Below are 24,090 nucleotides of genomic sequence, written 5' to 3'. Positions count from 1 at the left end.
TGGAGTATTTTTTTTGTCCATAGCTAAAAGCTTTCCGGAACCCCCTGCATAGCAGGGGGTTTTCATCTCCACAAAAATACAAAAGGCCTTCAGAATGAGACCATTCTGAAGGCCTTTTGTCGACAATCTGTAATGTTCAAGTATTTGAACATTATAAATACATATACCAAAAAAACTAACTAATACATTTACAGATTGATTTGGTGCAACATAACATAAAAAAACATGACTACCAGTCAAAAAATCTTTTTCAATAAAATCATATAAATCTTCGCTTTTTACATACGATACAATTTCTTCTCCTTCACCAGTACAAATAAAATGAACAATTTTTTCAAATAATATATGATATCCGTTAATTGAATTGTTCATACAATACCATTCATAAGCCATTTTAGCGATTAAGCGTTTTGAAGATAAACTTATAAAACTATTGGTATTTATAGAGAAATACAACTTAATCTCTTTAGCTAAATCAATTTTTTTATCACTTTGTTTCAAATAATTAGGCATAGGATCTGTATATTTTGTGTAATTTTTCTTATATGTAATACGGTCATCCACTCTTAGTTGAATTTTTGTTCCAGGATAGTTCCCCTTTTTTCTCTTTATATCTAGATAATCTCTTAAAGAACTTATCCCATTAATAACGTCTGATTCAAAAGTTTCGCCAAATTTATTATTATGCTCAATTATACATACATTTTTCTTAGTGATTTTAGCATTTGTTAAACTTTTAGGGATGATATCCGAAATCGAAACATTAGTACTATTACAATAAATACATTTATCTTCCATAATTACCCTTCCTTCTTTTTGCATTAAATATAAAAGAAAATTAAATTGTAGTAAACAATAGGTCGTTATAATATTCAGTATTTTTATTTCACCCAAATAAAAATAGGCGAAATTCATACAACCTAGATAAAATCTAGATTAACAAATTTCGCCCATGCTATTGACAGTATACAATTGAACACGTCCACAATTCAGCTGTGCATTAAAACGCGTTGTGAGCGCACGTGTCGCATTGAGTCCAATATACCAATCCGCCTCTGAACGCGCGACCGCTGCATGATATAGGTTTTCATACGCTTTCCCCGGTTTTAAATTCGCAAATCCTTCTTTAATGGCTTTATCTGTGACAGACGAAATCCATAGTCGTTGAATGGGCTTATTCACTTTCGCTTTCGCAATGATCCAGCGTGCGACTAGTTCCCCTTCACGCCCTGCATCGGTTGCCATAATAATTTCATTCACATCGCCACGGTTTAATTGTGATTTTACGGCATTAAATTGCTTACCCGATTGCTTGATAACCGTTAGCTTTAAACGTTCTGGTAGCATCGGTAAGTCTTCTAAATTCCACGATTTATATTTCACATCGTAGCTTTCTGGGTCAGCAAGTGTCACTAAATGACCAAGCGCCCATGTGACAATATATTTGTCCCCTTCTAAAAATCCATTGCCTTTTTTATTGCACTTCAACACGTTCGCAATATCGCGAGCGACTGAAGGCTTTTCTGCTAATACTAAACTTTTTGCCATTGTTCCTACTCCTTTATGTCTGCTATGCTTACTATAACATAGTTAGCTGGCGTGAAATATGAATAAGCGCACTGCAATACTTTTGAAAAATGGGTTTATACCTTTAGAGAAACTTCATATATATAGAGTAAAAGCGAACAGAGGTAAAACGATTGGACAAACAACAGAGCAAGTTTCGGTGGGTGGTCTTTGCGACTGTCCTATTTACGTATTTATTAATGGCGAGCCAGCGAACGGCTCCTGGATTAATTACAGACCAGGTAATGCGAGATTTTCAGGTCACTGCAGCAACGATTGGCTTACTAACAAGTATTCAGTTTTTCGTCTATACAAGTTTACAAGTGCCGATGGGGATTTTAGCTGATCGGTTTGGGCCTAATTTTTTTCTCATCGTCGGGGCGACACTAACAGGGATCGGGACGCTCATTTATAGTATGGGCACACATGAATTTGTGCTCTTTTTCGCTCGTATCCTAACAGGAATCGGGGATGCGACCATTTGGGTCAATATGGTGCTTATCTTGGGCCAATGGTTTAGTGCTAAGGAATTTGTACGGTTAATTGGCGTAGCAGGCATGACCGGGAGTCTTGGGTTTCTGCTAGCGACCGTCCCCTTCTCTGCATGGATTGACCTACTTGGTTGGCGCGGTGCCTTTTTTTCAGCGGGGCTACTATTATGTTTCTGTGGCATTGTCCTTTACTTTGTACTCGTCAAAAAACCGCAACAGCTCTTTGTGAACGAATCGGTATCCCTAAAAAATAACGTGCCACATGAAAGAATATCCGTTTTACTACGAAGAATCTTTTCCAATCGGCAAGCATGGGCTTTATTTTTTTGTCACTTTGGGGTTGTCGGTGCGTATGTTGGCTTTATCAGTTCATGGGCCGTACCGTACGGGATGACGATGTATGGCATGACACGGGCCGATGCGAGTCAGCTCATTATGATTGGTCTCATCGGGGCACTCATTGGGGCGCCTTTAATGAGTTGGATTTCTGGTCGGTTAGATAGGATTAAACGACCTTATGTTGTCGTTCATGTCATGATTTTATCAAGCTGGGCGCTCTTTCTTTTATTTCATGGGCAGCCGCCCTTTTTCTTGCTCATCCTACTGTTCTTTATCATTGGCTTTGGATACGGGGCAAGTGCTTTAACGTTTGCGGCCGTTCGTCAATCGTTTCCGATGATCGATTCGGGCATTGTGTCTGGATTTGCCAATACAGGGGGCTTCCTTAGTGCCGTATTGCTCCCCCTCATTTTTGGTTATGTCCTCGATTATTTTCAGTCTTCCAGCAGTATTATGGATGGCTATTATTACGGATTCATCACACCTGTTCTGTTTTCTGTCATCGGTCTCATCGGTGTGATGAGTATTCAGGAGAAGCGTCACCATGTAGAAAGTAATTTGCCGTAAGTTAACTTAAAGTAGCATTAGCTCTTTTCAAGCTAATGCTATTTTTAATGTTCCTGCATAACGGTCGTGTTTTGCTCAGATGCGGTAGCTTTTAGACCGTTCATCGCAGGCTTTTGCTCGGATACGGCAAGGTTTAGACCGAATGCAACGACGTTTTGCTCGTATACCATCGCTTTTAACACTGCTAACTGTCCGCAGTTTTAAGATAATCTATATAGAAGTCCATTTTAAAGTTAAAAAAATACAATATAACAATAAAAATAGTGTAATATTTTCCTATTTTAAGCTATGTGACAGAAATATTTCAGTGCGAATGTTGTTATACGAGTAAATTACTCGGATATTATTACAAATGTAATACTCTCGTAAAGATCCTTCCATAATTTCAGTAATGAACTATCTCAAAAAAGCGATTATGATAGGTTCATACGAAAGCAGAAAGGATGAACAACATGTTAAAAAAAATCATCATGACAGCTGCACTATCAATGTCCATCGTATTACCGATGTCCGCATCAGCGGCCACTTCAACATATACAGTAGTACAAGGCGATACACTTTGGAAAATCGCATCTAAAAATCAAGTAGGAATTTCTGAGTTAATCTCATTAAATAGCAATTTAGCAAATCCAGATGTCATTTACCCAGGTCAAAAGATCATTATTGCTGAAAACGAACAAGCGAGTGTAGAGGAAGAAGTCTTACACCTTGTGAATGTAGAACGTGCGAAAGAAGGATTAGCGCCACTTTCAATGGATTGGGAATTATCACGTGTCGCTAAATACAAATCACAAGATATGCACGACAAAAACTACTTCAGTCACACAAGCCCAACATACGGTTCACCATTTGATATGATGAAACAATTTGGTATTTCTTATAAATCAGCAGGTGAAAACATTGCGAAAGGCCAAACATCTGCAACGCAAGTAGTAAATGATTGGATGAATAGCCCAGGTCACCGCGCGAATATTATGAACACAAGCTATACGCATATCGGTATTGGCTATGTAACAGATGGTCACTACTGGACACAAATGTTTATCAAAAAATAATAAGAGCTAAAAAGAAAAGTAGGCAACGTGATCGGCGTTGTCTACTTTTCTTTAATAATTGTTACTTTTGTGACAAAATCACCTATACTCATGAATGAGTTGCTCGATTTTTATCAGGATTTCATCTGGTGAGGCTTTTTTAGCAATAACGATAGACCCATGTTCACTACTGCCAACACTAAGCTAATGTAAAAAACAAATGATGTACCAGCCGCTGCTGCTAATGGTAGATCTTGTGCCACCGTTTCTAAATAACGATTTTGTTTTGCTGCGAATAGTGACACCATGACACCAATCCCAATGGCCCCTGATACTTGCTGAGATGTTTGCGTAATGGCGATTCCGTCTGCATAGTACTGGCGTGGAAGTGCGTTCAGTGTGTTTGTTTGCACGGATGCAAGCACCATCCCAATCCCTAGCATCATGACAATATGTGTGAGCGCCACTAGCCATAAAGTCGTTTCCGCACCGTACTGCGCATATAAAATGTAGCCAAGCGCTACTAAAATAGTACCTGGTGTAATGACAGCACGCGGACCGTATTTATCAAATAGACGACCAATCGTTGGGGCTAAAAGACAGTTGAGTAAGCTACCTGGTAGTAGAATTAACCCTGAAACAAATGCAGTAAGTAGCAACGCCATTTGCATATACATGGGCAACAGCACGAGCATCGATAACATATTTAAAAACGTAATGACGTTCATGGCTAACCCTAGTGTGAATAATGGGTATTGAAAGACCTTTAAATTCAGCATTGGTTGTTCCATTTTTATTTGACGGACTGTAAACAGCATAAGCGCTACTAGACCAATCAAAATAATAGAAATTACTGTTAGACTTGTCCAGCCGAATTCTCCTCCAACACTCACACCATATACCACACCACCGAAACCGATTGTCGATAATACAACGGATAACGTATCAATAGATACCTGTCGGATTTCGTTCACATTCGGTATATACACATAACCGATGATGCATGAAAATAATAAGAATGGAATAGTAAACCAGAAGATCCAGTGCCAAGAAAGAGTATCTAAAATCAGTCCTGCTAATGTTGGACCTAATGCTGGGCCAGCTAAAATGACTAAGCCCATAACCCCCATGGCACCACCGCGTTTATTCGGCGGGAAAATGGTGAAAATCACATTTTGCGTCAGTGGTAAAATAATCGCTAAGCCAATTGCTTGAATGACGCGAGCTGTCAGTAAAATACTAAATGTTGGTGCTAACGCTGCGAGTACCGTACCAATGATTGAAAAAAATAAAGACGCCATAAACATTTGGCGTGTCGTAAACTTTTGCATGAAAATCCCTGTGACTGGCACTAAAATACCGAGCGTTAAAAAGTAGCCCGTTGCTAGCCACTGGACTGTTGTCGCCTCCACGGCAAAAATATGGCTTAATTCACCTAGTGCGATATTTAATGCCGTTTCACTAAACAGACCGACAAAGCCCGCTACTAGCAGTGCCGTCATAATAGGGCCTGTTTTAATTTCCTTATTCACTTATAAATCCCCTTCCAATAAACAGAATTTTCAGACTTTTATTGATGTATTAATGCTATAACATAAAGCTTCTATTGTTGATTGATCATAGTTCACCCATCAACGCTAAGCCCTTTTGTTACCTGTATAATCGCTAACGCATCAACTGATCTGTTTGTTACTATATCAAAAAAGTTTTCTATGATGTAAGCAATTTTTCATACCCTATATAGTACGAATTCATAATTTAGACAAACTTTTTAGAGATAGCATTCATTTTTTGTACTGTCTAACCAACAAAAAACCCGAATCCTTTTCATATGCAAAGGATTCGGATTGAATGATTATAATTTAAATTTCGTGACGAGGCTTTGTAATGTTTCAGCCATAGAAGCAAGGGATTCGGCAGATGTTGAGATTTCCTCCATCGCGGATAGCTGTTCTTCTGTTGTCGCTGATACTTCCTCTGTTACTTGTAAATTATTTTGAGATGCTACCATAATTTCATTCATGGCCGCGACAATTTGTTGGGTTTGTGCCGAGAACTCATGAATGGTTGCTGCAATTGCCTCCATCTCTGGATTTAATGTTTGCATACTTTGTGCAATATGAATAAATTTACTAGCCGTTTCTTCTGTTATTTCAAGACCTACGTGAACATCTTCGTTTACTTTGTCCATAGACATAACGGCATTTCCTGTATCCTTTTGAATCGTTTGAATGAGTGTCGCAATTTGCGTAGCGGACTTGGCAGATTGTTCCGCTAATTTTCGTACTTCATCCGCTACCACAGCAAAGCCCTTCCCTGCCTCACCTGCACGAGCCGCTTCAATCGCTGCATTTAATGCGAGTAGGTTCGTTTGATCTGAAATGTCTGTAATGACGTTTAAAATATGACCAATTTCTTGTGAATGGGTATTTAATCCTCGAATCATTTCGCTCGATTGTTCTACTGTGTGCTGAATCGTTTTCATCTGATTCATCGTTTTATTTACCGCTTCATTTCCGTATTGCGCTTGTTCTGTCGCTACGCGTGTTAAATCCGATACGCGGTTACTATTCTCCGCCATTCGTTCAATGCCGATCGACATCGTATCAAATGCTTCATTCGCTTCTGTTACACCCGCCGTCTGCTTTTCGGAATCACTTGTCATTTGCTCAACAGATTTGGCTACATGCTCTGTCGCCGCAGTCGTTTCCTCTGCACTTGCATTTAACTGTTCACTGGAAGCTGCTAACACTTGGGCGTTCGACGAAATTTCTGTTACAAGATGATTTAAGCTCGCAACCATTTGATTGAACGACGTTTCCACATCATTTAGTTCATCTTTTGTCTGCAATGAAACCACTGTCGTTAAGTCACCATTCGCTACATTTTTCGTTGCCACATCTAACTGCTGTACTGCATGTCGAATCGAAAGATATAAACCTATAAATATGTATAGCGATACTAGCGTCACAATGATTAAGCTAATAAATACAGTAATCGTTGTGCGGGAACTGGCCTCTTTTTCTGCCACCGTAGAATCGACCATCGTTGTCATACTTGCATCATATAAAGCAAATGCAGCATCAATCGCTTCCGTCGCAACTGTATAATAATTTGCTTTTACTTCATCGGTCAAACCTGCTTCATTCATCTGATTAGCTAGCGTTAAAAATGCCTCTGCTTTTTGTTCAAATTCATGATAAGGCGCTTCCAACTCTCCTTTAAACGCTTCATTGACAAAAACAATGTCTAACGCTTTCTGTAAAGAATCTAAGTTTTTGAATATCGGGTAATATAAACTATATACATTATTTTTTTGTTCGGTTGTAAATGTTTCTGCTTCAATTAAACTGATGCCAGATGCACGTAGCATCCCTAAATCCTCTGTTAATTGGGGAATGGTAATAGCTATATTATAGGTTAAGTTAAACATTTCTTGGTTATCAGCCAATAACAGTTTTGATTGATTGCTAACCATCCGCATCATATTTAAAATGGAATTGGTTATAGGGGAATACCCCATTATAATTTCTTTACCATTACTCCATTGTTTCCCTTTCACAGTCTGCCAATCTTGCTCTAGCTTTGTGATTTCCTTTGTAATATGTAATGGGTATTTTGTTTGTCCTTCCAATTGTTTCAGTTTATCTAATGATTCATCTACACGTTGAGATGTTTCCTGTAGTTTACTTTCTACTGACGTGTCCCCATTATGTAAAGTCACGCTCATTCCGCGCATTAGCTGCATATTGTACAGTATATCTTTTAAAATAGAATTATAGGCTGCCCCTTCATTTCGCCTTTCTGCATTTTTAAAGTTCTCGTTCAGTTCACTATTATATTTTATAGCGAAAAATACTAATGAAATAATTAAAATGCTACCTATTAATAAAAACTTTTTACTATACTTCATTCCATTTAAAAACTTAATGACAGGTATAAATATCCTCATGTAAAATTCCTCCAAACTTTCTCTATCTCTATTGAATTAAATTTTCACAAAAGTATTTTGTATTGACTGCCTGTTCCGCATGAGTCCACTTAAAATATCGTGTTCAAATAGAGACATCACGAACTTCTGTAAAGAATAAACCCAACTCATCTACCTATTTTACCAAAAAACGTTTCATCTTCATGCAAAAAAAAGATATTTATACGTAATATAAAGCAAAAAAACAACAACTTCTTTCATTTCTACGAGAGAAGTTGTTTCATATGGTTTATTAGACGTTATTTTTTTATTTGCGCCCTGTCCATTTGTCGCTTGCTTTAAAATTATAAACCGGGACAATTTGTTTCTGAATATCGACCGTATCGCCAATTTGCTCCACAATTTCCGCCATCGGTTTATAGGCCATAGGAGCTTCATCTAGTGTCTCCTCCGAAACGGATGTTGTCCAAATCCCACTCATCGTTTCTTTAAAGTCCGCCATTGATAAATTTTTCATGGCCGCGGTGCGTGAATAAATACGCCCTGCACCGTGTGGGGCTGACTCGTTCCAATCGGCATTCCCTTTCCCGATACAAATGAGTGAACCGTCGCGCATATTCATCGGAATGACAAGCTGCTCCCCTGCCGCTGCTCGAACCGCGCCCTTACGTAAAATCATCGCATCTAAATCGATATAATTGTGTACCGAGTCAAATTGTGTACCATACTCCCACTTCATATGCTCGGCGATAATGCGTGCAATCGTCTGGCGATTTTCGTGGGCAAACTGCTGTGCGAGCTTCATATCCGCAATATAATCATCAAATAGCGCCCCCTCAAGATACGCTAACTCTTTCGGGACTACCGGGTTTTCCTTTTTAAACGCGGCGATCATTGGCTGAATTTCTTGGTGACGCCCCGCTTCTTTTAACGCTTCTATTTTTTCTGTTAAATCTACCCGTTGAAGTGATTCATATGCACGTTTTTGATGCCAGTTTGCTACCTTTGCCCCAACATAACGCGACCCTGTATGAATCAATACATAATGCACACCTGCCTCATCTTTTGCCACCTCGATAAAATGGTTCCCGCCTCCAAGCGTACCAAGTGAACGATTCGTATACGCATTGTGTAGACCGGTTGTCACAAATAAATCATTGGCGAATTGTTCGGTCATACGAGCGTTACTTGTGTCATCGTGAATGTCGTTGCCGCTCGGGACGAATTGTCGAATGACTTGATCCAACTGATTAAAGTCCATTTCACCCGTACCAATCTCTGCGACCAATACACCGCACCCTACATCGACCCCCACTAAATTGGGTACAACCCGCCCGTTTAGCGCAATCGTTGTCCCAATCACACAGCCTTTCCCCGCATGATAGTCTGGCATAATCCGCACTTTTGTCCCCGTCATAAAGGACTGATTGACGAGCTCCTCAATTTGCTGAATGGCTACCTCTTGCGGGTTATTTGTATAAATAATCGAATCTGTATACTGCCCCTGTACTTTAATCATCCAATTCCCCCTCATTTTGTTGAATGTCTTTTATTTTGGCACGTAGAAAAAGTGCTGCGACAAAAGCAGTTGGAATGAAACATGTGCATATAACAAATCTAAACATAACAACCGTACACTGCTCCCTCTCGTGACACACGCTTGTTTGTTATAGCTTCACTCTGCTTAATGATAGTAGCCAACAAATGAAAACGCCACGTCACTATATCCATCACAACGTTACTATTATTTCAATTATCACATGCATCGCCACTTACTTAATCCATACGTGTAAAGCGCCCAAATAGTTCCAATGTTTTTCCATGAGCTAATCATGCCCCTTGAGAAAACAAGTTCATGTAGCTAACAATCGGTCACAACACTCCAACCACCAATAAGTAAATCATTTCATTTATTGTATAATATTTATAATCATAAAGAGGAGTGAAGATGACAATGGCTCATCCATATAAACAAATTTACGGTTCTTATGAAGTACCAAAAGAAATTCACCAGTTACATGCGCTTGAACAGGCACTGAATCGGGAAGATCTATCTTTAGAAATGATTGGATCACAACCGCTTCATGATTGGTTTACTTACCCTATCACCCCGCCAGATTTAATTCCCTTTGCTCATACAGGTGGGGCTGGCATTCATTTTGGCTTTTTAACTGATTTTGGTTTAACGAAGAATTTACAAGATGCGCCGATTGTTTGTGTTAGTCCTACAAATGATCCACCTATTAAATATATGGCGCAAAATATTGGGCAGTTTTTCAATTTGGCATCCTCTGTCCCCCATGTTGAAATGCTAGATGATTTTTGGTCATATGATGATGCAACACAGATCCAGGCGCACATCGAGGAATTTTACAAAGATACACCGATTGACTGGGCAAAGAAGAGACAAGCTGTGTTTACACGTTTTCAAGCAACATTCGGCACACAGCAAGAACAAGTAATTCCTTACTTCCAAAAGGTACAAATCGAACGAAAAAACAGACAATCTCTGTCCACTTTAGATGGTTTAGGAGTTATAGGAGAAAATGCTTTAGCGGAAGGTCAAAGCTACGCATTTGATGATCATCATTCATTACATGAGCAAGAGCTTCAACGAATGCAAGATTTCTTAAAACAAGCAAGCCACTTAGAAAAACTCGCTTTTATTCGGGATGCGCATTACCGCTATGTCGTGGCTCCAAACTATGACGAAGCGGTGCTGCAGATTATCATCGAACTTTTGCACAGCATGGGCCTTCATGCGGAACTACAACGTGTACTTGCTAGAGAATAGTTGTATCAATTCAGACATTTCAATCTTTTCGTTTTCCGAAATATTTAATAACACACCTCTCCAATAGTATGTTAAGCTACTCCATGTTTTGCATATTGAAGTTAATGAGGTGTTTTATGAGCAATCCAAAAGAGCTAAGTTTATTTAAATTAACTTGGCCGATTTTTCTCGAGTTATTTTTATTTATGTTAATGGGGCTTGCCGATACATTTATGTTAAGCGCTGTGTCAGATGATGCAGTGGCAGGGGTCGGCGCGGCCAATCAATATATCCAAATATCGATTCTTATTCTTGGGGTGGTCGGCACAGGTGCTTCGATCGTTGTGTCACAATATCTGGGCTCTAAACGGGAACTAGAAGCGGCCAAAATTTCTGCCCTTTCTGTGACGTTAAACTTTTTCGTTGGCTTAGCGATTAGCCTATTATTTATCGTATTTTCTAGTCACATTATGACGTTTATGAACTTAGAAGGCGATGTCCTTGTTTTTGCCCAAAATTATTTAGCAATTGTTGGGGGCTTTATTTTCTTCCAAGCGCTCATTACCTCGCTTGCGTCGATTATCCGCGTGCAAGGCTGGACAAAGCAGACGATGTACGTGTCACTCGGTATGAATGTGCTACATGTTGTGTTGAACTATCTTTTGATTTTCGGTCATTTCGGGGCACCGGCACTCGGTGTAGAAGGAGCGGCGATTTCGTCTGTGATTAGCCGTGCATTAGCTGCGATCGTTTTCTTCTGGTTGCTGTACCAAGCACTCGATGTCACAATTGAACTACGCTACTACTATACTTTTTCCAAAAATTATATGAAGAAAATCTTACAAATTGGTATTCCATCGGCACTCGAGCAAGTACTGTATCAAACTTGTCAAATTGTGTTCCTCTACTATGTCACGTATTTAGGCGCGACGGCACTTGCCGCCAGACAGTATGCCATGAACATTTCCATGTTTACGTATTTGTTTGCAATGGCCATTGGGATGGGGACAGCCATTTTGATTGGGCGTCATGTCGGTGCTGGTGAGCAAGACATCGCCTACAAACGTGTGTGGTTTAGTGTCAAAACCGCGCTGCTCTTCACATTCGTCATGGTCGCGATTGTGACGATTTTCCGTGAACCACTTATGCGCGTCTTTACAACGAATGAAGAAATTATTACGATCGGGGCTTCTGTACTTCTACTGAGCGTACTGCTTGAAACAGGCCGTACCATTAATATTACGGTCATCAATGCATTACGTGCTGCTGGTGATGCACGGTTCCCTGTCAAAATCGGTTTTATCTCGATGATTTGTATAAGCCTATCGCTCGGTTATGTATTTGTATTCATCATGGATTTAGGGCTTATCGGCGTGTGGCTAGCCATTGCGACGGATGAATGGATTCGTGCTATCCTTGTCCTGTTTCGCTGGAAAAGCCGCAAGTGGGAACGCTACGCCATTGTTTCAACTGATAAATAATGTTTTCCCAACCCGCAGACGTGAAAACTCTGCGGGTTTTGTTATGCGAATATGTTTTACATTTAGCGCCATCACTTGAGGTTAAAATAAATACCAGTAAATATTTGTAATTTATTGCATGGATGCGAAACCGAACACCTTCCAGCTTTGTCTAACCTTATAAGAGAGGAGGCTATCTTTTGACCGAGGATGAAAAAGACGTTCACTTAAATGAAGCGATGGCACAACATGGAGATTATTTAAAGCGATTAATATTTACATACGTAAAAGATATACAGAAGACAGAGGATCTTGTGCAAGATGTCTTTATAAAGTTTTATAAAAACCTTCATCGTTTTGAAGGGCGCTCCTCGATTAAAACGTATCTATATCGTATTGCAGTAAATGAGTGTCAAAATTATTTAAAAAGCTGGCATTACAGAAAACTAGAAATGACCGAAAAAATTAAAACGTGGAAAAAGCGAGATGGTCTTGAAGCGGACTACATACAAAAAGAACAAAATCAAACGATTGGGGAATTAGTCAATAAGCTGCCTGTCAAATACCGTGAAGTCATATGGCTCTATTATTATATTGAATTAACAATTCCCGAGATTGCGGATGTGTTAAAATGTTCCGCGAATACCGTGAAAACACGTTTAGCAAGAGGACGAAAATTAGTCAAAATAACGCTGGAGGAGGGTCACTATGAGTATGAATATTAAAAAAGAACTTGAGAAATCTATTCCTACGTCCTTACATTTAACAGAGCAAGAAAAAGCAAAGATTCGGTACCGTGTGCGTTCATCTCCTCCTCCTACCTTTCAAGTAAAACCTATAATGGTATCTATTTTAGCCGTTATGCTGATCGTCATTTTATTATTACCGACTTTACAATCCGTGGAACAGAGTGCTTCTAATAGTGAATCATCTATTACTGATGAACAAGTAATAGAAAATAATTCGAATGAACTAACAATGAATCATTCACCACTTTCTCTGACGGATGAACAAAAACGACAATATCATGCACAATATGTGAAAATTGTAGAACAAGCGATGGAAAAGAAAGTGGGAATATCTATTGCTGTATCCCCAATAGATGAGTTTAAAGAAGAATATTGGGTTGAACCGAAAGAATTTGAACAGCGGATTCAATCGATGGTCGATGGACACTTAGCAACAGAACGTGAAAAAATCCGCGCTATATCTACAACGCCTGAACAAGCAGTCATGAATGGAGATGGAAGTGTAACAAAACCAACATATATATACTTTTCTGATATTTTAGAGGAGATTGAAGTAACAGGTCACTTCCAAACACAATATAGTGCCTATCATGACCGCCAATTGTTTATAGCAGCAGACGCTATTTCAACACAATTAGCAAGTTCTTCTGGTACATGGGAGCAAACATCCTATCAAGCTTCTTTAATAGATGGTGGTCGAACGTATCGTATTCGGATTGAAGGAATTTTCGATTTAAATAATATAACATATGAAAAAGCCTTTACAATCGAATTTAGATGTGATGCATTTGGCAAAATGTATTAAAGTACTCGTATGTAGCACGCCTCCTCGAAATGAGTGGGCGTGTTATTTTGATAAAGAAAAAAATCAACAAAACTTTTACATTTTATACCTTTTAAATTCAACTTTTCGATTTATAATAGAGATGTAACCTAATTCGAAAGGAGCAGTTTTAATGAAGACTAAAGTAGTGTTTTTCGAAGTTCCTGGTGGTACAGACAAGTGGTTAAATGGATATCGGAAAGATACGATGCCTATGGTGGATGCGCTGAAAAAGCGCGGACAAGAAGCAGAAGTCATTTTCTTTACGATTGAAAAACGCGATGAAATTTTTGACTATGTGAAAGAAAATGCCATCGCCTATGTTTCGCGCATTAACCCTGGCAATTTAAAGCATGAAGCGGAATATTTTGATATGTTGCGCGAGTTATGTGCGCTCGGTGTAATTGGTATGCCGCATCCTGATGCGATGATTGGCTATGGCGCAAAAGATGCATTAGTAAAACTGCGTCATACATCCCTTGTGCCTGAAGATACATACGCTTACTACACGATGGAAGAATTCAAGTCGACATTCCCAAAAAGTTTACTTGGTGGCGAGCGTGTATTAAAGCAAAATCGTGGCTCAACAGGCGAAGGCATTTGGCGTGTACAACTTGTAGATGCGTTAACTGAAGATGCAACAGAAGTACCACTTGATGCCAACATTAAGTGTACAGAAGCAAAAGACAATCATGTTGAATATCACACACTCGGTGCCTTTATGGATTTCTGTGAGCAATATATTATTGGCGCAAACGGAATGCTTGTCGATATGCCGTTCTTACCACGCATTAAAGAAGGGGAAATTCGTTTATTAATGCTACGTGACACACCTGTCAATGTCGTTCATAAAAAACCTGCTGAAGATGCAGATGCCTTTAGTGCAACGTTATTCTCAGGTGCACAATATCGCTACGATGCTCCTGAAGATTGGGCTACATTAGTACATGAATTTTTAGCACAATTACCTGACATTACGTCTTTACTTGGTGGATATGACTTACCACTTATTTGGACAGCCGATTTCATTTTAGATACAGATGAACACGGGCATGACACGTATATTTTAGGTGAAATGAACTGCTCCTGTGTCGGCTTCACTTCTCAACTCGAACTTGCTGAAAGTGTGGCAGAAGAAATTATCGCTTGCATCGGGACAGAAGTGGAAACAGCTGTTTAACCGGTACTCCTATACAGTTAGTCCCTTCGGTGATGAAGGGACTTTTTTATTTACGCGGATTTGAAGTGTTTTTACGCGACTTTAAAGGCGTTTTACGCGACTTCCCAATTTTAATTTATAGCTTTCTCCGAATATAATGCTATAATATAGGACAATGATAAATAAAGTCCTTCGGGGTCGGGTGTAATTCCCAATCGGCGGTGATAGATTTTTCTTAAGCCCGCGAGCGTAACAGCAGGATTTGGTGCGAATCCAAAGCCGACAGTAATAGTCTGGATGGAAGAAGGAAGCGATTTTCTCAAAAAACACATGTTTTTTGAGGTTTCTTTCGTATACTCAAAAATGACCCCCAAGTGAATTTCACTTGGGCTTTTTTATCGAAAAAAATATTTCCTTCGGGGTCGGGTGTAATTCCCAATCGGCGGTGATAGATCTTTTTCTTAAGCCCGCGAGCGTAACAGCAGGATTTGGTGCGAATCCAAAGCCGACAGTAATAGTCTGGATGAGAGAAGGAGCGAAAAATCAGTCTTTTTAAAGGCTTATTTCGTGATGCCTTTTTCATCAACCCCTACTTTCGTTAGGGGTTTTTATTTTTGATGGAGGTGAGTCACATGCAATGGAGAAAAGCTTTACATTCCCCTTTTGCACCAATATCTGTGCGTAAAAGAGGTGATGACAGCTAATGTTTACAGGAATTATTGAAGATTTAGGAAAAGTAACAGCCCTCAAATCAGGAAAAGATTATATGGAGCTGACGATTTCCTCTAAAAAAATAGTCGAGGATATACATCTAGGCGATAGTATCGCCGTCAATGGTGTGTGCTTAACGGTGACAACCTTTACGAATGATACGTTTACAGTCGATGTGATGCCCGAGACGGTGAAAGCATCGAGCATTCAATCTTTAACACGAGGGAGCCTAGTGAATTTAGAACGCGCGATGGCTGCGAACGGACGCTTTGGTGGACATTTCGTTTCCGGTCACGTAGACGGAATCGGCACCATTTTAAAAAAGCGCCCCGTTGCGAATGCCGTCTATATTGATATCGCCATTTCACCTGAGCTAGCGAATGTGTCCTTACCAAAAGGATCGATTGCGATTGATGGCACGAGCTTAACGATTTTTGAATTAACGAATAAAACAGTAACCGTTTCTTTAATTCCACATACGTACAAAGAAACATTACTTGGCATAAAAAAAGAAGGCGACATCGTCAATATTGAAACGGATTTACTTGGTAAATACGTACTGAATCATTTCAAACAGCAAGAGAAGTCTGGCATTTCACGAGACTTTTTATTACAACATGGGTTTTAGGGGGGATTTTGAGTGTTTCATACAATTGACGAAGCATTAGAAGATTTAAAGGCTGGAAAGGTCATTATTGTGGTCGATGATGAAGATCGCGAAAACGAAGGAGATTTCGTCGTGTTAGCAGAGCATGCCACACCCGAGAATATTAACTTTATGGCGGTGCATGGACGTGGGCTCATTTGTACACCGCTCTCCCCTGCCCTAGCTGAGCGATTAGCCCTCCATCCGATGGTGAGCTACAACACGGATAATCATCAAACAGCGTTCACCGTCAGTATTGATTATAAAACAACGGATACAGGCATTAGTGCATTTGAACGCTCTGACACGATTTTGCGCCTACTAGACCCTGCTACTGTCGCAACCGATTTCCGTCGTCCGGGGCATGTGTTCCCGTTAGTCGCAAAGGAAAAAGGCGTACTCGTGCGCAATGGACATACCGAGGCAGCCGTCGATTTAGCGCTTCTTTGCGGCTCGCAGCCAGCTGGTGTCATTTGTGAAATTATGAATGAAAACGGCGATATGGCGCGTGTACCAGAGCTAATCGAGATTGCGAAAAAGCATGACTTAAAACTAATTACGATTGCAGATTTAGTGCGCTATCGTTATGAAAAAGAGCAGCTCATTACACGTGAAGCAAGCATCCACTTACCGAGCGATTTCGGTACGTTCCGCATGAATGGGTATTCGAATTTACTCGATGATAAAGAACATTTAGCCCTTTACACAGGCGACCTAGCAACGGAAGTAGCACCCCTCGTCCGCATTCATTCAGCTTGTGTAACAGGTGATATTTTCCATTCCAAACGTTGCGATTGCGGACCGCAGCTTCATCAGGCACTAGACATGATTCAACAGGAAGGTGCTGGTGTCGTTCTTTATATGGCGCAAGAAGGACGCGGGATTGGGCTATTAAATAAATTAAAAGCATATGAATTGCAAGAACAAGGCTACGACACAGTAGAAGCGAATGAACAATTAGGCTTTGCGGCTGAAATGCGCGATTATGGGCTTTGTGCACAAATGTTACGCGACCTTGGCATTACGAAGGTGCGCCTACTGACAAATAATCCAGCAAAAATTGCCGGCTTAGCACAATACGGTATCGAAGTGGTAGAACGTGTACCTTTAACGATTGATGCCGTACCAGAAAATGAATTTTACCTTGAAATCAAAAAACAAAAAATGAATCATATTTTTGCATAGGAGATAGGACAAATGGGACAAATTTTTGAAGCACAATTAATCGGAACAGAATTAAAGATCGGCATTGTCGTTGGCCGATTCAATGAATTTATTACAGGAAAATTATTAGACGGTGCGATGGACGGGTTAAAACGTCACGGTGTCGCAGAAGAAAACATTGATATCGCATGGGTACCCGGTGCATTTGAAGTGCCGCTGATCGCTAAGAAAATGGCCGAAGCAAACAAATACGATGCGATTATCGGCCTTGGAACAGTGATCCGCGGCTCTACAACACATTACGACTACGTATGTAATGAAGCCGCAAAAGGCATCGCAAGTGTGGGACTATCCACAGGTGTACCGATCATCTTTGGGATTGTAACAACAGAAACAATTGAACAAGCGATTGAGCGCGCTGGCACAAAAGTCGGCAATAAAGGCTACGACTCAGCCGTATCTGCCATTGAAATGGCAAATTTAAGTAAGCTAATTTTAGGCTAAGGACATCTCCCCCTATCCGTGACTGGATAGGGGGATTTCAATTTATAGACAAACTTTGATGGTTAATAGACATTCTGAGCTCGTTTATAGACAAACTGCTGTCGTTTATAGACAACCCCTGGTAGTTAATAGACATTTCACTCTCGTTTATAGACAAACCATATTTAACAATTAATTCATCAGCTCACCTAAAAAAAGCAATGAAATATACCCCCCAATAACAATAAAACCTATAACCAACCATATAATGAGCAGTAAACATATGCTAAAAAATATTCTTTCAAACCATTTTGTATAAATAAAGCTCATCCACTATCCCACCCTTTGCGAATTTATTATAAAACGAGCAATCATACAGAAATGTTTCGTCTACACGCTTAAGGAATTTCCACTTCCGGCTCTATATGTATGCCGTATCTTTTTCCATTATGCCCTCCCCTTAATTTCATACATAAAAATCCCCTCTGCTATGCTTGAACAGAGGGGATCATTACTATACCGTTGCGACCTTATCTTTTGACTGCGGGCTTAATTGTGCGGCAATTACGCTATTAATTGCATTAATATAGGCAAGTGCAGAAGCTTTTAAAATATCTGTATCTGCTGCCTTCGCGATATACTTTTCGCCTTCATGCTCGACAGTAATTTTCACTTTTCCGATCGCTTCTTTTCCGCGCGAAACAGAGTTAATATTGTATTCCACTAGTTTCACTTCAATGTCCGTAATCGTAGCAATCGCTGAATATAATGCATCCACCGGACCTGAACCAACAGCACTTGCTTTATACACGTCATTGCCTTTTCGCACTTTCACACTTGCAGAAGGGAACGTTGCGTTAGAAATGATTTGTAAATCTTCGATATCATAAAATTGATCCGCGTAACTTTCTTTATACGGATTGTTTGTATGTGTTTTTTCGTAATAGCTTTCTACAATTACATATAAATCGTGATTGTATACTTCCTTTTTCGAGTCGGCTAATTTTAGGAAGTCTTCAAAAATGCCTTCAAATTCTTCCTCCGTAAAGTTATTGAAGCCTAAATTCTCTAATGAATTTTTCACCGCATGACGACCAGAGCGTGCTGTTAATACAAGCTCCATATCCTCTAACCCGACATCTTCTGGACGCACGATTTCATATGCATCACGCGATTTTAGTAAACCATCTTGGTGAATACCAGAAGAGTGTGCAAATGCGTTGTCGCCCGTAATCGCTTTATTCACTTGCACATCAAGTCCCATAAAGCTAGACACTAAGCGAGACGTGTTCATAATTTCCTTCGTATTAATGTTCGTAAATACATCGTACACATCGCCGCGTGTCTGAATAGCCATCACGACTTCCTCTAACGCTGCGTTTCCTGCACGTTCTCCGATTCCGTTAATCGTACATTCCACTTTATCTGCGCCATTTTTGACGGCTGCTAATGTATTCGCTGTCGCCATCCCTAAATCGTTATGGCAATGGACAGATAGCAGAACGGAAGGGTCGACGTTTTTCATGCGATAGTTTAGCTTCGCAATCATTTCGCCCCATTGTTCTGGCTCCGCATAACCTACTGTGTCCGGTACGTTAATCATTGTTGCACCAGCCTTCATGACGGCTTCAACCGTCTTCCATAAATATTCAAAGTCCGAACGCGATGCATCTTCTGTTGAATATTGTACTTGCGGTAAAAGTGTTTTTGCATATTTGACGGCATCTACACCGATTTGTAAAATTTGATCCTTTGATTTGTTAAACTTCTTTTCCACGTGAATGTCTGATGTACCAAGCACCATATGAATCATCGGATTTTCTGCATATTTGACTGCATTATACACCGAATCAATGTCTGCTTTTACTGCGCGAGCTAATGCGGTAATCATAATATCTGACGTGTTGCCGACTTTTTCAGCGACTGCCTTTACCGCATTAAAATCGCCTTGAGAAGAAGCCGGAAAGCCTGCTTCGATAATATCGACACCTAACTTTTTGAGTTGTTGGGCAATTTCCACTTTTTCATATAAATTTAATTTTGCTCCCGGTACTTGCTCACCATCGCGTAAAGTTGTATCAAAAACCCAAATTTTTCTACTCATTGTCAAAACTCCTTTTCAATTTGATTTGTTCGAGAACGCTCGCACGAAAAAAGCTCAATAAAAAAATCCCGTCTCATATGAAAAATAAATTTCATAGAGACGAGATTGTTCTCGCGGTACCACTCTAATTGAATGCGCATTACTGCATGCATTCCCCTTATCAACAGCTATCACTGTCTAGCCCGTTAACGGAGGCAACCGACGTCCCCTACTACATACGTTCAGGGAGTAGCTCATGGACGAGTTCAAAATTCGCGTCTACCGGTTTTCACCAACCACCGGCTCTCTAAAAGTACGCAGCCTTTTTACTATTTCCAATCGAGGCTTAACTGTTCTCTTGAAAGAAATTTTAATCAATCATTTTTTAAAAGTCAACATTTTTCTGAAAATATTTTCTTTTCTTTATTTAGTGAAAATAGCCACCACTCCTAATCGAGATATATTAATAGGAACTATTTCCCACTATTTTCGTTCAGTACTTTAAAAATGAATGATTAGGGGAATTGTGTGAAAAAATTATGTTTACCACTCATTTTATTGATTTTATTATGTGCATGCCAACCAAAGACGAATGACCTAGCGTTTAGTGGCGAAGGAGAAAATTGGTCTGCTAAAATAATGGTCCATCAAACGAATGGAGAAGAAACATACGAAATTCACCTTCAGTACAAAGGAAATCACCTAGAGAAAATCGATACTTTTCATTACGCTGTTGAAGGCGGCGGAATCGATGTTAGTACGGCGAATGCTACTTTAAACAAAGAAGGGGTATATGCAAACAAATTATTAGGTTCTAACAGCCCTTCCACCAGTGCAAAAGATGAATTATTCATAAATATCAAATGGAACGACCAAAGCGAAAATTTCACGTTATATGCTGTTAGATGAAACATAGCCTTATTCAAAAGAAGTCCCCAACTCCTTGCGACGTCTCTTTTTTCATGTCATAATCCATAACAATTGAGATGGCAAAAAGGATGTGGATAATTTGAGGAAAATTTTATTAGTCGATGATGACGTCTCTATACTAAAATTACTCGCTACGCATTTTCAGCAATGGCATTACGATACAATCATCGCCAAAAACGGACAAGAAGCGCTAGACATAATGGATGAAACGGTCGATATTGCGGTTGTCGATGTGATGATGCCACTTGTAGATGGCTTGGCGTTAACTAAAATACTAAAAGAAGATTGGGAAATACCAGTCTTACTCTTAACGGCACGTGCACAGCTGGATGATAAACGAGCTGGGTTTACAGCAGGAGCGGATGACTATATCGTCAAACCATTTGAGCCTGAGGAGCTGCTATTTCGGGTTCAAGCAATTTTGCGTCGATACGACAAGCTGACACAAAACAAAATAGAGTGCGGGGATTTAGTGTTAAATCGAGAGCAATATGAAGTGACAAAAGGGCCCATATCCATCGTGCTACCGAATAAGGAATTTGAGTTATTAGCTATTTTATGTGGACGTAACCGTGTGTTTGAGCGCCCTTATTTAATGGAGCAGGTGTGGGGGGATATCGTAAGTGATGACACACTCAATACCCATATTAAAAGGCTACGTGACAAGCTCGCTCGCCTAAAAAGTACGGTAACGATTAAAACGGTACGTAATGTTGGTTATCAAATCGAGGTCGAACATGAAAACACTTTATAGCAAATTTACCCTTTTTACCATTGTCATTATGATCATGAGCTCGGTCATCGGCTTTTTAATGACCAATGCCCTGTATCATCAAGTTATTAAAGGACAAAATGACGCTAAGTACGTCGAGCTCGTGACACATATTGTCGATTATGTTGAACATGAATCCCCAGATTCACTTGACACATACATGCAGCACCTTGGACAAATTGGCTATCAAATTTATTTAGTCGATACGGATTTGCAAGGGACCTTTTATGGTGGACAATATCGCCTACGTGAACTCCCTCCAGCTGTCATCGAGCGCGTCTTGGACGGTGAAACGTATCACGGCATTAAACAATACCCGAGACAATTATTTATTACCGGCTTTTTTGCGAATGATTTAAAAAACACAGTCGGGCTCCCCTTCCAATACGAAGGAAATACATATGCCATGTTCGTACGATTGGATATTCCACTATTGTTTAACGAAGTGCATTTTATTGTCGGGGCCATCATCACCATTGTTCCACTCCTCAGTATTCTGGCGATAATTTTCGCTGCGTGGTATTTAATCAAGCCAATTCAACGACTGACTCGCGCGACGCAACAAGTGGCAACCGAAAACTTTGATGCTTATGTAGAGCTGACTCGCCAAGATGAAATCGGTGAACTGGCGCGAAATTTCAATGATATGACGGAAGAATTAAAAAAACAACGGGAAATCCGAAAAGACTTTATCCGTAATGTCTCACATGATTTTCAAACTCCCCTACAAAATATCGCGGGGTATGCCTCGCTCATTCAAAAACATGGGGAGAGCGAGCAGCAAATAGCGGAATACGGGCAAATTATCGAGGCAGAAAGCGAACGGCTTTCACGTTTAACGAAACAGCTTCTCCTTTGGCAAAGTGCGACGAAGCTTGTCGAGCAAAAAGAGCCTCTCCTACTGGATGAAGTCGTCAAGCAAGTCGTGAAAGAGCGTCAGTGGTCGCTACAAAAAAAGCAAATCACCGTTTGGTTAGAACTTGCACCTATGCCGATGATGGGCAGTGCGCCATTTTTAACACATGCCATCGAAAATTTATTGGATAATGCGATCAAATATAGCGATGCCGGGAGCGAAATTACGATGACTGGCACATGTCAGGACGGGAAAATCAAACTCCACATACAAGATGAGGGAGACGGAATTGACGCCACGCAATTACCTCATATTTTTGACCCATTTTTCCGAGGGGAACAATCCCGCACAACACCGGGTACAGGGCTCGGTTTAGTCATCGTCAAGCAAGTGGTGGAACTGCATAATGGCACGATTGAGGTAAAAAGTGAGAAAGAAAAAGGAACTACCTTTATTTTAACGTTTGATTTGCATAATTGTGACTAGCATTTATAATCCTGCTGAAAGGGACAAAAAGTTCAGCTACAGTTTAGATAGCAGATTTATACTCTCTATATCGTAAAAAATGTGGAGGGATTTTTTTATGGAGAAACAATGGAGTATTCGTCTGATTCGTTTAGCCGCTATTTTCGGACTCATCGGTGCTGTAATTGGTTCTGATATGTCGGGGTCTGGTAATTATCAATTACGTGCTATTCATGCTCATATTCTTGTCGTTGGCTGGCTTTCGATCTTTGCTTGGGGACTATTTTACCGCGTGTTTGAAGTGCGTTCAAAAAAATTGGTCAGTGTACACGGTTGGACTGCCATCCTTGGCTCAATCGGCTTAACAATTGGTATGTTATTTTACTATGTTAACCCATTTAACTTGAGCGAAGTCTTTACACTCATCTTCTTTATCGCAGGGGGTACCACATTATTAATTAGCTTTGCGGTATTTATTTGGATTACGTTTGCGTTAAAGTCAGAAGAGGTTACAAAATAACGATCTGTTCCTATAGAGAAACCTACAAGGCTTCATTCCTTATAGGTTTCTTTTTTTAACAGCGTTTAACGCGATTCTTTTTCAGGTAAGATGTCATTGAAAATTTGTCCATCCTCGCCCATTTCAATGATTTTTAGACGCTGTGTATTTTTAATAAATATCGTTTTATATTGTCGTTCGCCCGCTTCATCATGAATGAGAAGAATGCGTTTCTCTTCGTTATCTGTTACTGTTTCAACGTTGTAATCCTTCGTCCCGATTTGTGCCATAATGACGTGATATTCAGGTAATGAAGCCCATTGTTCATCATTTGATGCATTTGGCACGTTTTGTGCTGACTGTTCTTCACCTGTTTGCGGCGTCTGTGTATTTTCCTCCGCCACCTCATTGTTTTTTTCCGCTTGATTCTGACAAGCGGTTAATAGTAGCCCCGTAACAACTAATGCCATCACCGTTTTATTCATTTCTGCTTTCATCTCCTAGCTTCTGTTGAATATTCCCCCTCCTATTTAACAAAATGACTGTTCAGCATGCAATCAAAAGGCACTTTTCTATATAAACGTGATGA

The 24,090-nt window shown here is 40.0% G+C and carries 20 protein-coding genes, 2 pseudogenes, 2 riboswitches and 1 other annotated feature; of the genes and pseudogenes, 14 read left to right on the top strand and 8 right to left on the bottom strand.

The window, feature by feature from the left end; translation table 11 throughout:
* Both AC3II9_RS06700 and AC3II9_RS06695 read right to left on the bottom strand, forming a co-directional pair.
* Positions 1-798: pseudogene (locus AC3II9_RS06700) on the bottom strand (hypothetical protein); the annotation flags it as partial.
* A gap of 162 nt (positions 799-960) precedes the next feature.
* Positions 961-1,548 (bottom strand): annotated as a pseudogene (locus AC3II9_RS06695) (toprim domain-containing protein); the annotation flags it as partial.
* Positions 1,549-1,700: 152 nt separating this feature from the next.
* On the opposite strand from AC3II9_RS06695, the gene AC3II9_RS06690 reads away from it, so the two are divergent.
* Entirely contained in the window at positions 1,701-2,963 is a 1,263-nt protein-coding gene (locus AC3II9_RS06690; protein WP_489154235.1) for an MFS transporter, read from the top strand.
* 44 nt (positions 2,964-3,007) lie between these two features.
* On the opposite strand, the gene AC3II9_RS06685 is transcribed toward AC3II9_RS06690, so the two are convergent.
* Complete coding sequence (locus AC3II9_RS06685) at positions 3,008-3,145, bottom strand: hypothetical protein (RefSeq protein ID WP_489154233.1); 138 nt, start codon at positions 3,143-3,145, stop codon at positions 3,008-3,010.
* A gap of 270 nt (positions 3,146-3,415) precedes the next feature.
* Here AC3II9_RS06685 and safA point away from each other — a divergent pair, with 270 nt between their 5' ends.
* Positions 3,416-4,018, top strand: coding sequence for a SafA/ExsA family spore coat assembly protein (gene safA / locus AC3II9_RS06680; RefSeq protein WP_489154231.1), 603 nt, complete (start codon positions 3,416-3,418; stop codon positions 4,016-4,018).
* Positions 4,019-4,131: 113 nt separating this feature from the next.
* Here safA and AC3II9_RS06675 read toward each other — a convergent pair whose 3' ends face one another.
* The 3 genes from AC3II9_RS06675 to AC3II9_RS06665 form a co-directional block, all read right to left on the bottom strand.
* A complete protein-coding gene (locus AC3II9_RS06675) occupies positions 4,132-5,499 on the bottom strand; it encodes a DHA2 family efflux MFS transporter permease subunit (protein ID WP_489154245.1) in 1,368 nt (455 codons plus the stop codon).
* Between the two features lie 353 nt (positions 5,500-5,852).
* Positions 5,853-7,949 (bottom strand): methyl-accepting chemotaxis protein, encoded by a 2,097-nt coding sequence (locus AC3II9_RS06670; RefSeq protein WP_489154229.1) that lies wholly within the window; start codon positions 7,947-7,949, stop codon positions 5,853-5,855.
* Between the two features lie 286 nt (positions 7,950-8,235).
* Complete coding sequence (locus tag AC3II9_RS06665; protein ID WP_489154227.1) at positions 8,236-9,447, bottom strand: RtcB family protein; 1,212 nt, start codon at positions 9,445-9,447, stop codon at positions 8,236-8,238.
* Positions 9,448-9,876: 429 nt separating this feature from the next.
* Between AC3II9_RS06665 and AC3II9_RS06660 the strand changes: the two genes are divergently transcribed.
* The 8 genes from AC3II9_RS06660 to ribH all read left to right on the top strand — a co-directional run bounded on the left by AC3II9_RS06660 (position 9,877) and on the right by ribH (position 17,917).
* Positions 9,877-10,722 carry a hypothetical protein gene (locus AC3II9_RS06660; protein ID WP_489154225.1) on the top strand — a complete coding sequence of 282 codons (846 nt, stop codon included), beginning with the start codon at positions 9,877-9,879 and terminating at the stop codon, positions 10,720-10,722.
* Between the two features lie 116 nt (positions 10,723-10,838).
* Entirely contained in the window at positions 10,839-12,182 is a 1,344-nt protein-coding gene (locus AC3II9_RS06655; protein ID WP_489154223.1) for an MATE family efflux transporter, read from the top strand.
* Between the two features lie 179 nt (positions 12,183-12,361).
* Positions 12,362-12,886 (top strand): sigma-70 family RNA polymerase sigma factor, encoded by a 525-nt coding sequence (locus AC3II9_RS06650; RefSeq protein ID WP_489154221.1) that lies wholly within the window; start codon positions 12,362-12,364, stop codon positions 12,884-12,886.
* Entirely contained in the window at positions 12,870-13,715 is an 846-nt protein-coding gene (locus tag AC3II9_RS06645; protein ID WP_489154219.1) for a hypothetical protein, read from the top strand. Before AC3II9_RS06650 ends, AC3II9_RS06645 begins: the two co-directional genes overlap by 17 nt.
* A gap of 151 nt (positions 13,716-13,866) precedes the next feature.
* On the top strand, positions 13,867-14,913 hold the full coding sequence (locus AC3II9_RS06640; RefSeq protein WP_489154218.1) for a Cj0069 family protein: 1,047 nt from the start codon (positions 13,867-13,869) through the stop codon (positions 14,911-14,913).
* A 163-nt stretch (positions 14,914-15,076) separates the two neighbouring features.
* Positions 15,077-15,205: riboswitch (FMN riboswitch) on the top strand.
* Between the two features lie 95 nt (positions 15,206-15,300).
* Positions 15,301-15,431, top strand: a riboswitch (FMN riboswitch).
* 164 nt (positions 15,432-15,595) lie between these two features.
* Entirely contained in the window at positions 15,596-16,231 is a 636-nt protein-coding gene (ribE, locus tag AC3II9_RS06635; protein ID WP_489154216.1) for a riboflavin synthase, read from the top strand.
* A gap of 12 nt (positions 16,232-16,243) precedes the next feature.
* A complete protein-coding gene (locus AC3II9_RS06630) occupies positions 16,244-17,434 on the top strand; it encodes a bifunctional 3,4-dihydroxy-2-butanone-4-phosphate synthase/GTP cyclohydrolase II (RefSeq protein ID WP_489154215.1) in 1,191 nt (396 codons plus the stop codon).
* Between the two features lie 12 nt (positions 17,435-17,446).
* Positions 17,447-17,917: a 6,7-dimethyl-8-ribityllumazine synthase gene (gene ribH, locus AC3II9_RS06625; protein WP_431028956.1), complete on the top strand. Its 471-nt coding sequence runs from the start codon at positions 17,447-17,449 to the stop codon at positions 17,915-17,917.
* 493 nt (positions 17,918-18,410) lie between these two features.
* Here ribH and AC3II9_RS06620 read toward each other — a convergent pair whose 3' ends face one another.
* A complete protein-coding gene (locus AC3II9_RS06620; RefSeq protein WP_489154214.1) occupies positions 18,411-20,000 on the bottom strand; it encodes a 2-isopropylmalate synthase in 1,590 nt (529 codons plus the stop codon).
* Positions 20,001-20,092: 92 nt separating this feature from the next.
* Positions 20,093-20,331: a binding site (T-box leader), on the bottom strand.
* Positions 20,332-20,507: 176 nt separating this feature from the next.
* Here AC3II9_RS06620 and AC3II9_RS06615 point away from each other — a divergent pair.
* The 4 genes from AC3II9_RS06615 to AC3II9_RS06600 all read left to right on the top strand — a co-directional run bounded on the left by AC3II9_RS06615 (position 20,508) and on the right by AC3II9_RS06600 (position 23,522).
* Positions 20,508-20,888 (top strand): hypothetical protein, encoded by a 381-nt coding sequence (locus AC3II9_RS06615; RefSeq protein ID WP_489154212.1) that lies wholly within the window; start codon positions 20,508-20,510, stop codon positions 20,886-20,888.
* A gap of 100 nt (positions 20,889-20,988) precedes the next feature.
* Complete coding sequence (locus tag AC3II9_RS06610; protein ID WP_489154211.1) at positions 20,989-21,663, top strand: response regulator transcription factor; 675 nt, start codon at positions 20,989-20,991, stop codon at positions 21,661-21,663.
* Entirely contained in the window at positions 21,647-23,023 is a 1,377-nt protein-coding gene (locus AC3II9_RS06605; RefSeq protein ID WP_489154209.1) for an ATP-binding protein, read from the top strand. The genes AC3II9_RS06610 and AC3II9_RS06605 overlap by 17 nt, the downstream gene beginning before the upstream one ends.
* A gap of 97 nt (positions 23,024-23,120) precedes the next feature.
* On the top strand, positions 23,121-23,522 hold the full coding sequence (locus AC3II9_RS06600) for a hypothetical protein (RefSeq protein WP_489154208.1): 402 nt from the start codon (positions 23,121-23,123) through the stop codon (positions 23,520-23,522).
* 65 nt (positions 23,523-23,587) lie between these two features.
* On the opposite strand, the gene AC3II9_RS06595 is transcribed toward AC3II9_RS06600, so the two are convergent.
* Positions 23,588-23,998, bottom strand: coding sequence for a hypothetical protein (locus AC3II9_RS06595; RefSeq protein WP_489154206.1), 411 nt, complete (start codon positions 23,996-23,998; stop codon positions 23,588-23,590).
* Between the last annotated feature and the right edge of the window lie 92 nt (positions 23,999-24,090).

It is taken from the genome of Lysinibacillus sp. RU7, from assembly GCF_057837305.1.
This window is presented reverse-complemented; position numbering and strand designations above follow the sequence as displayed.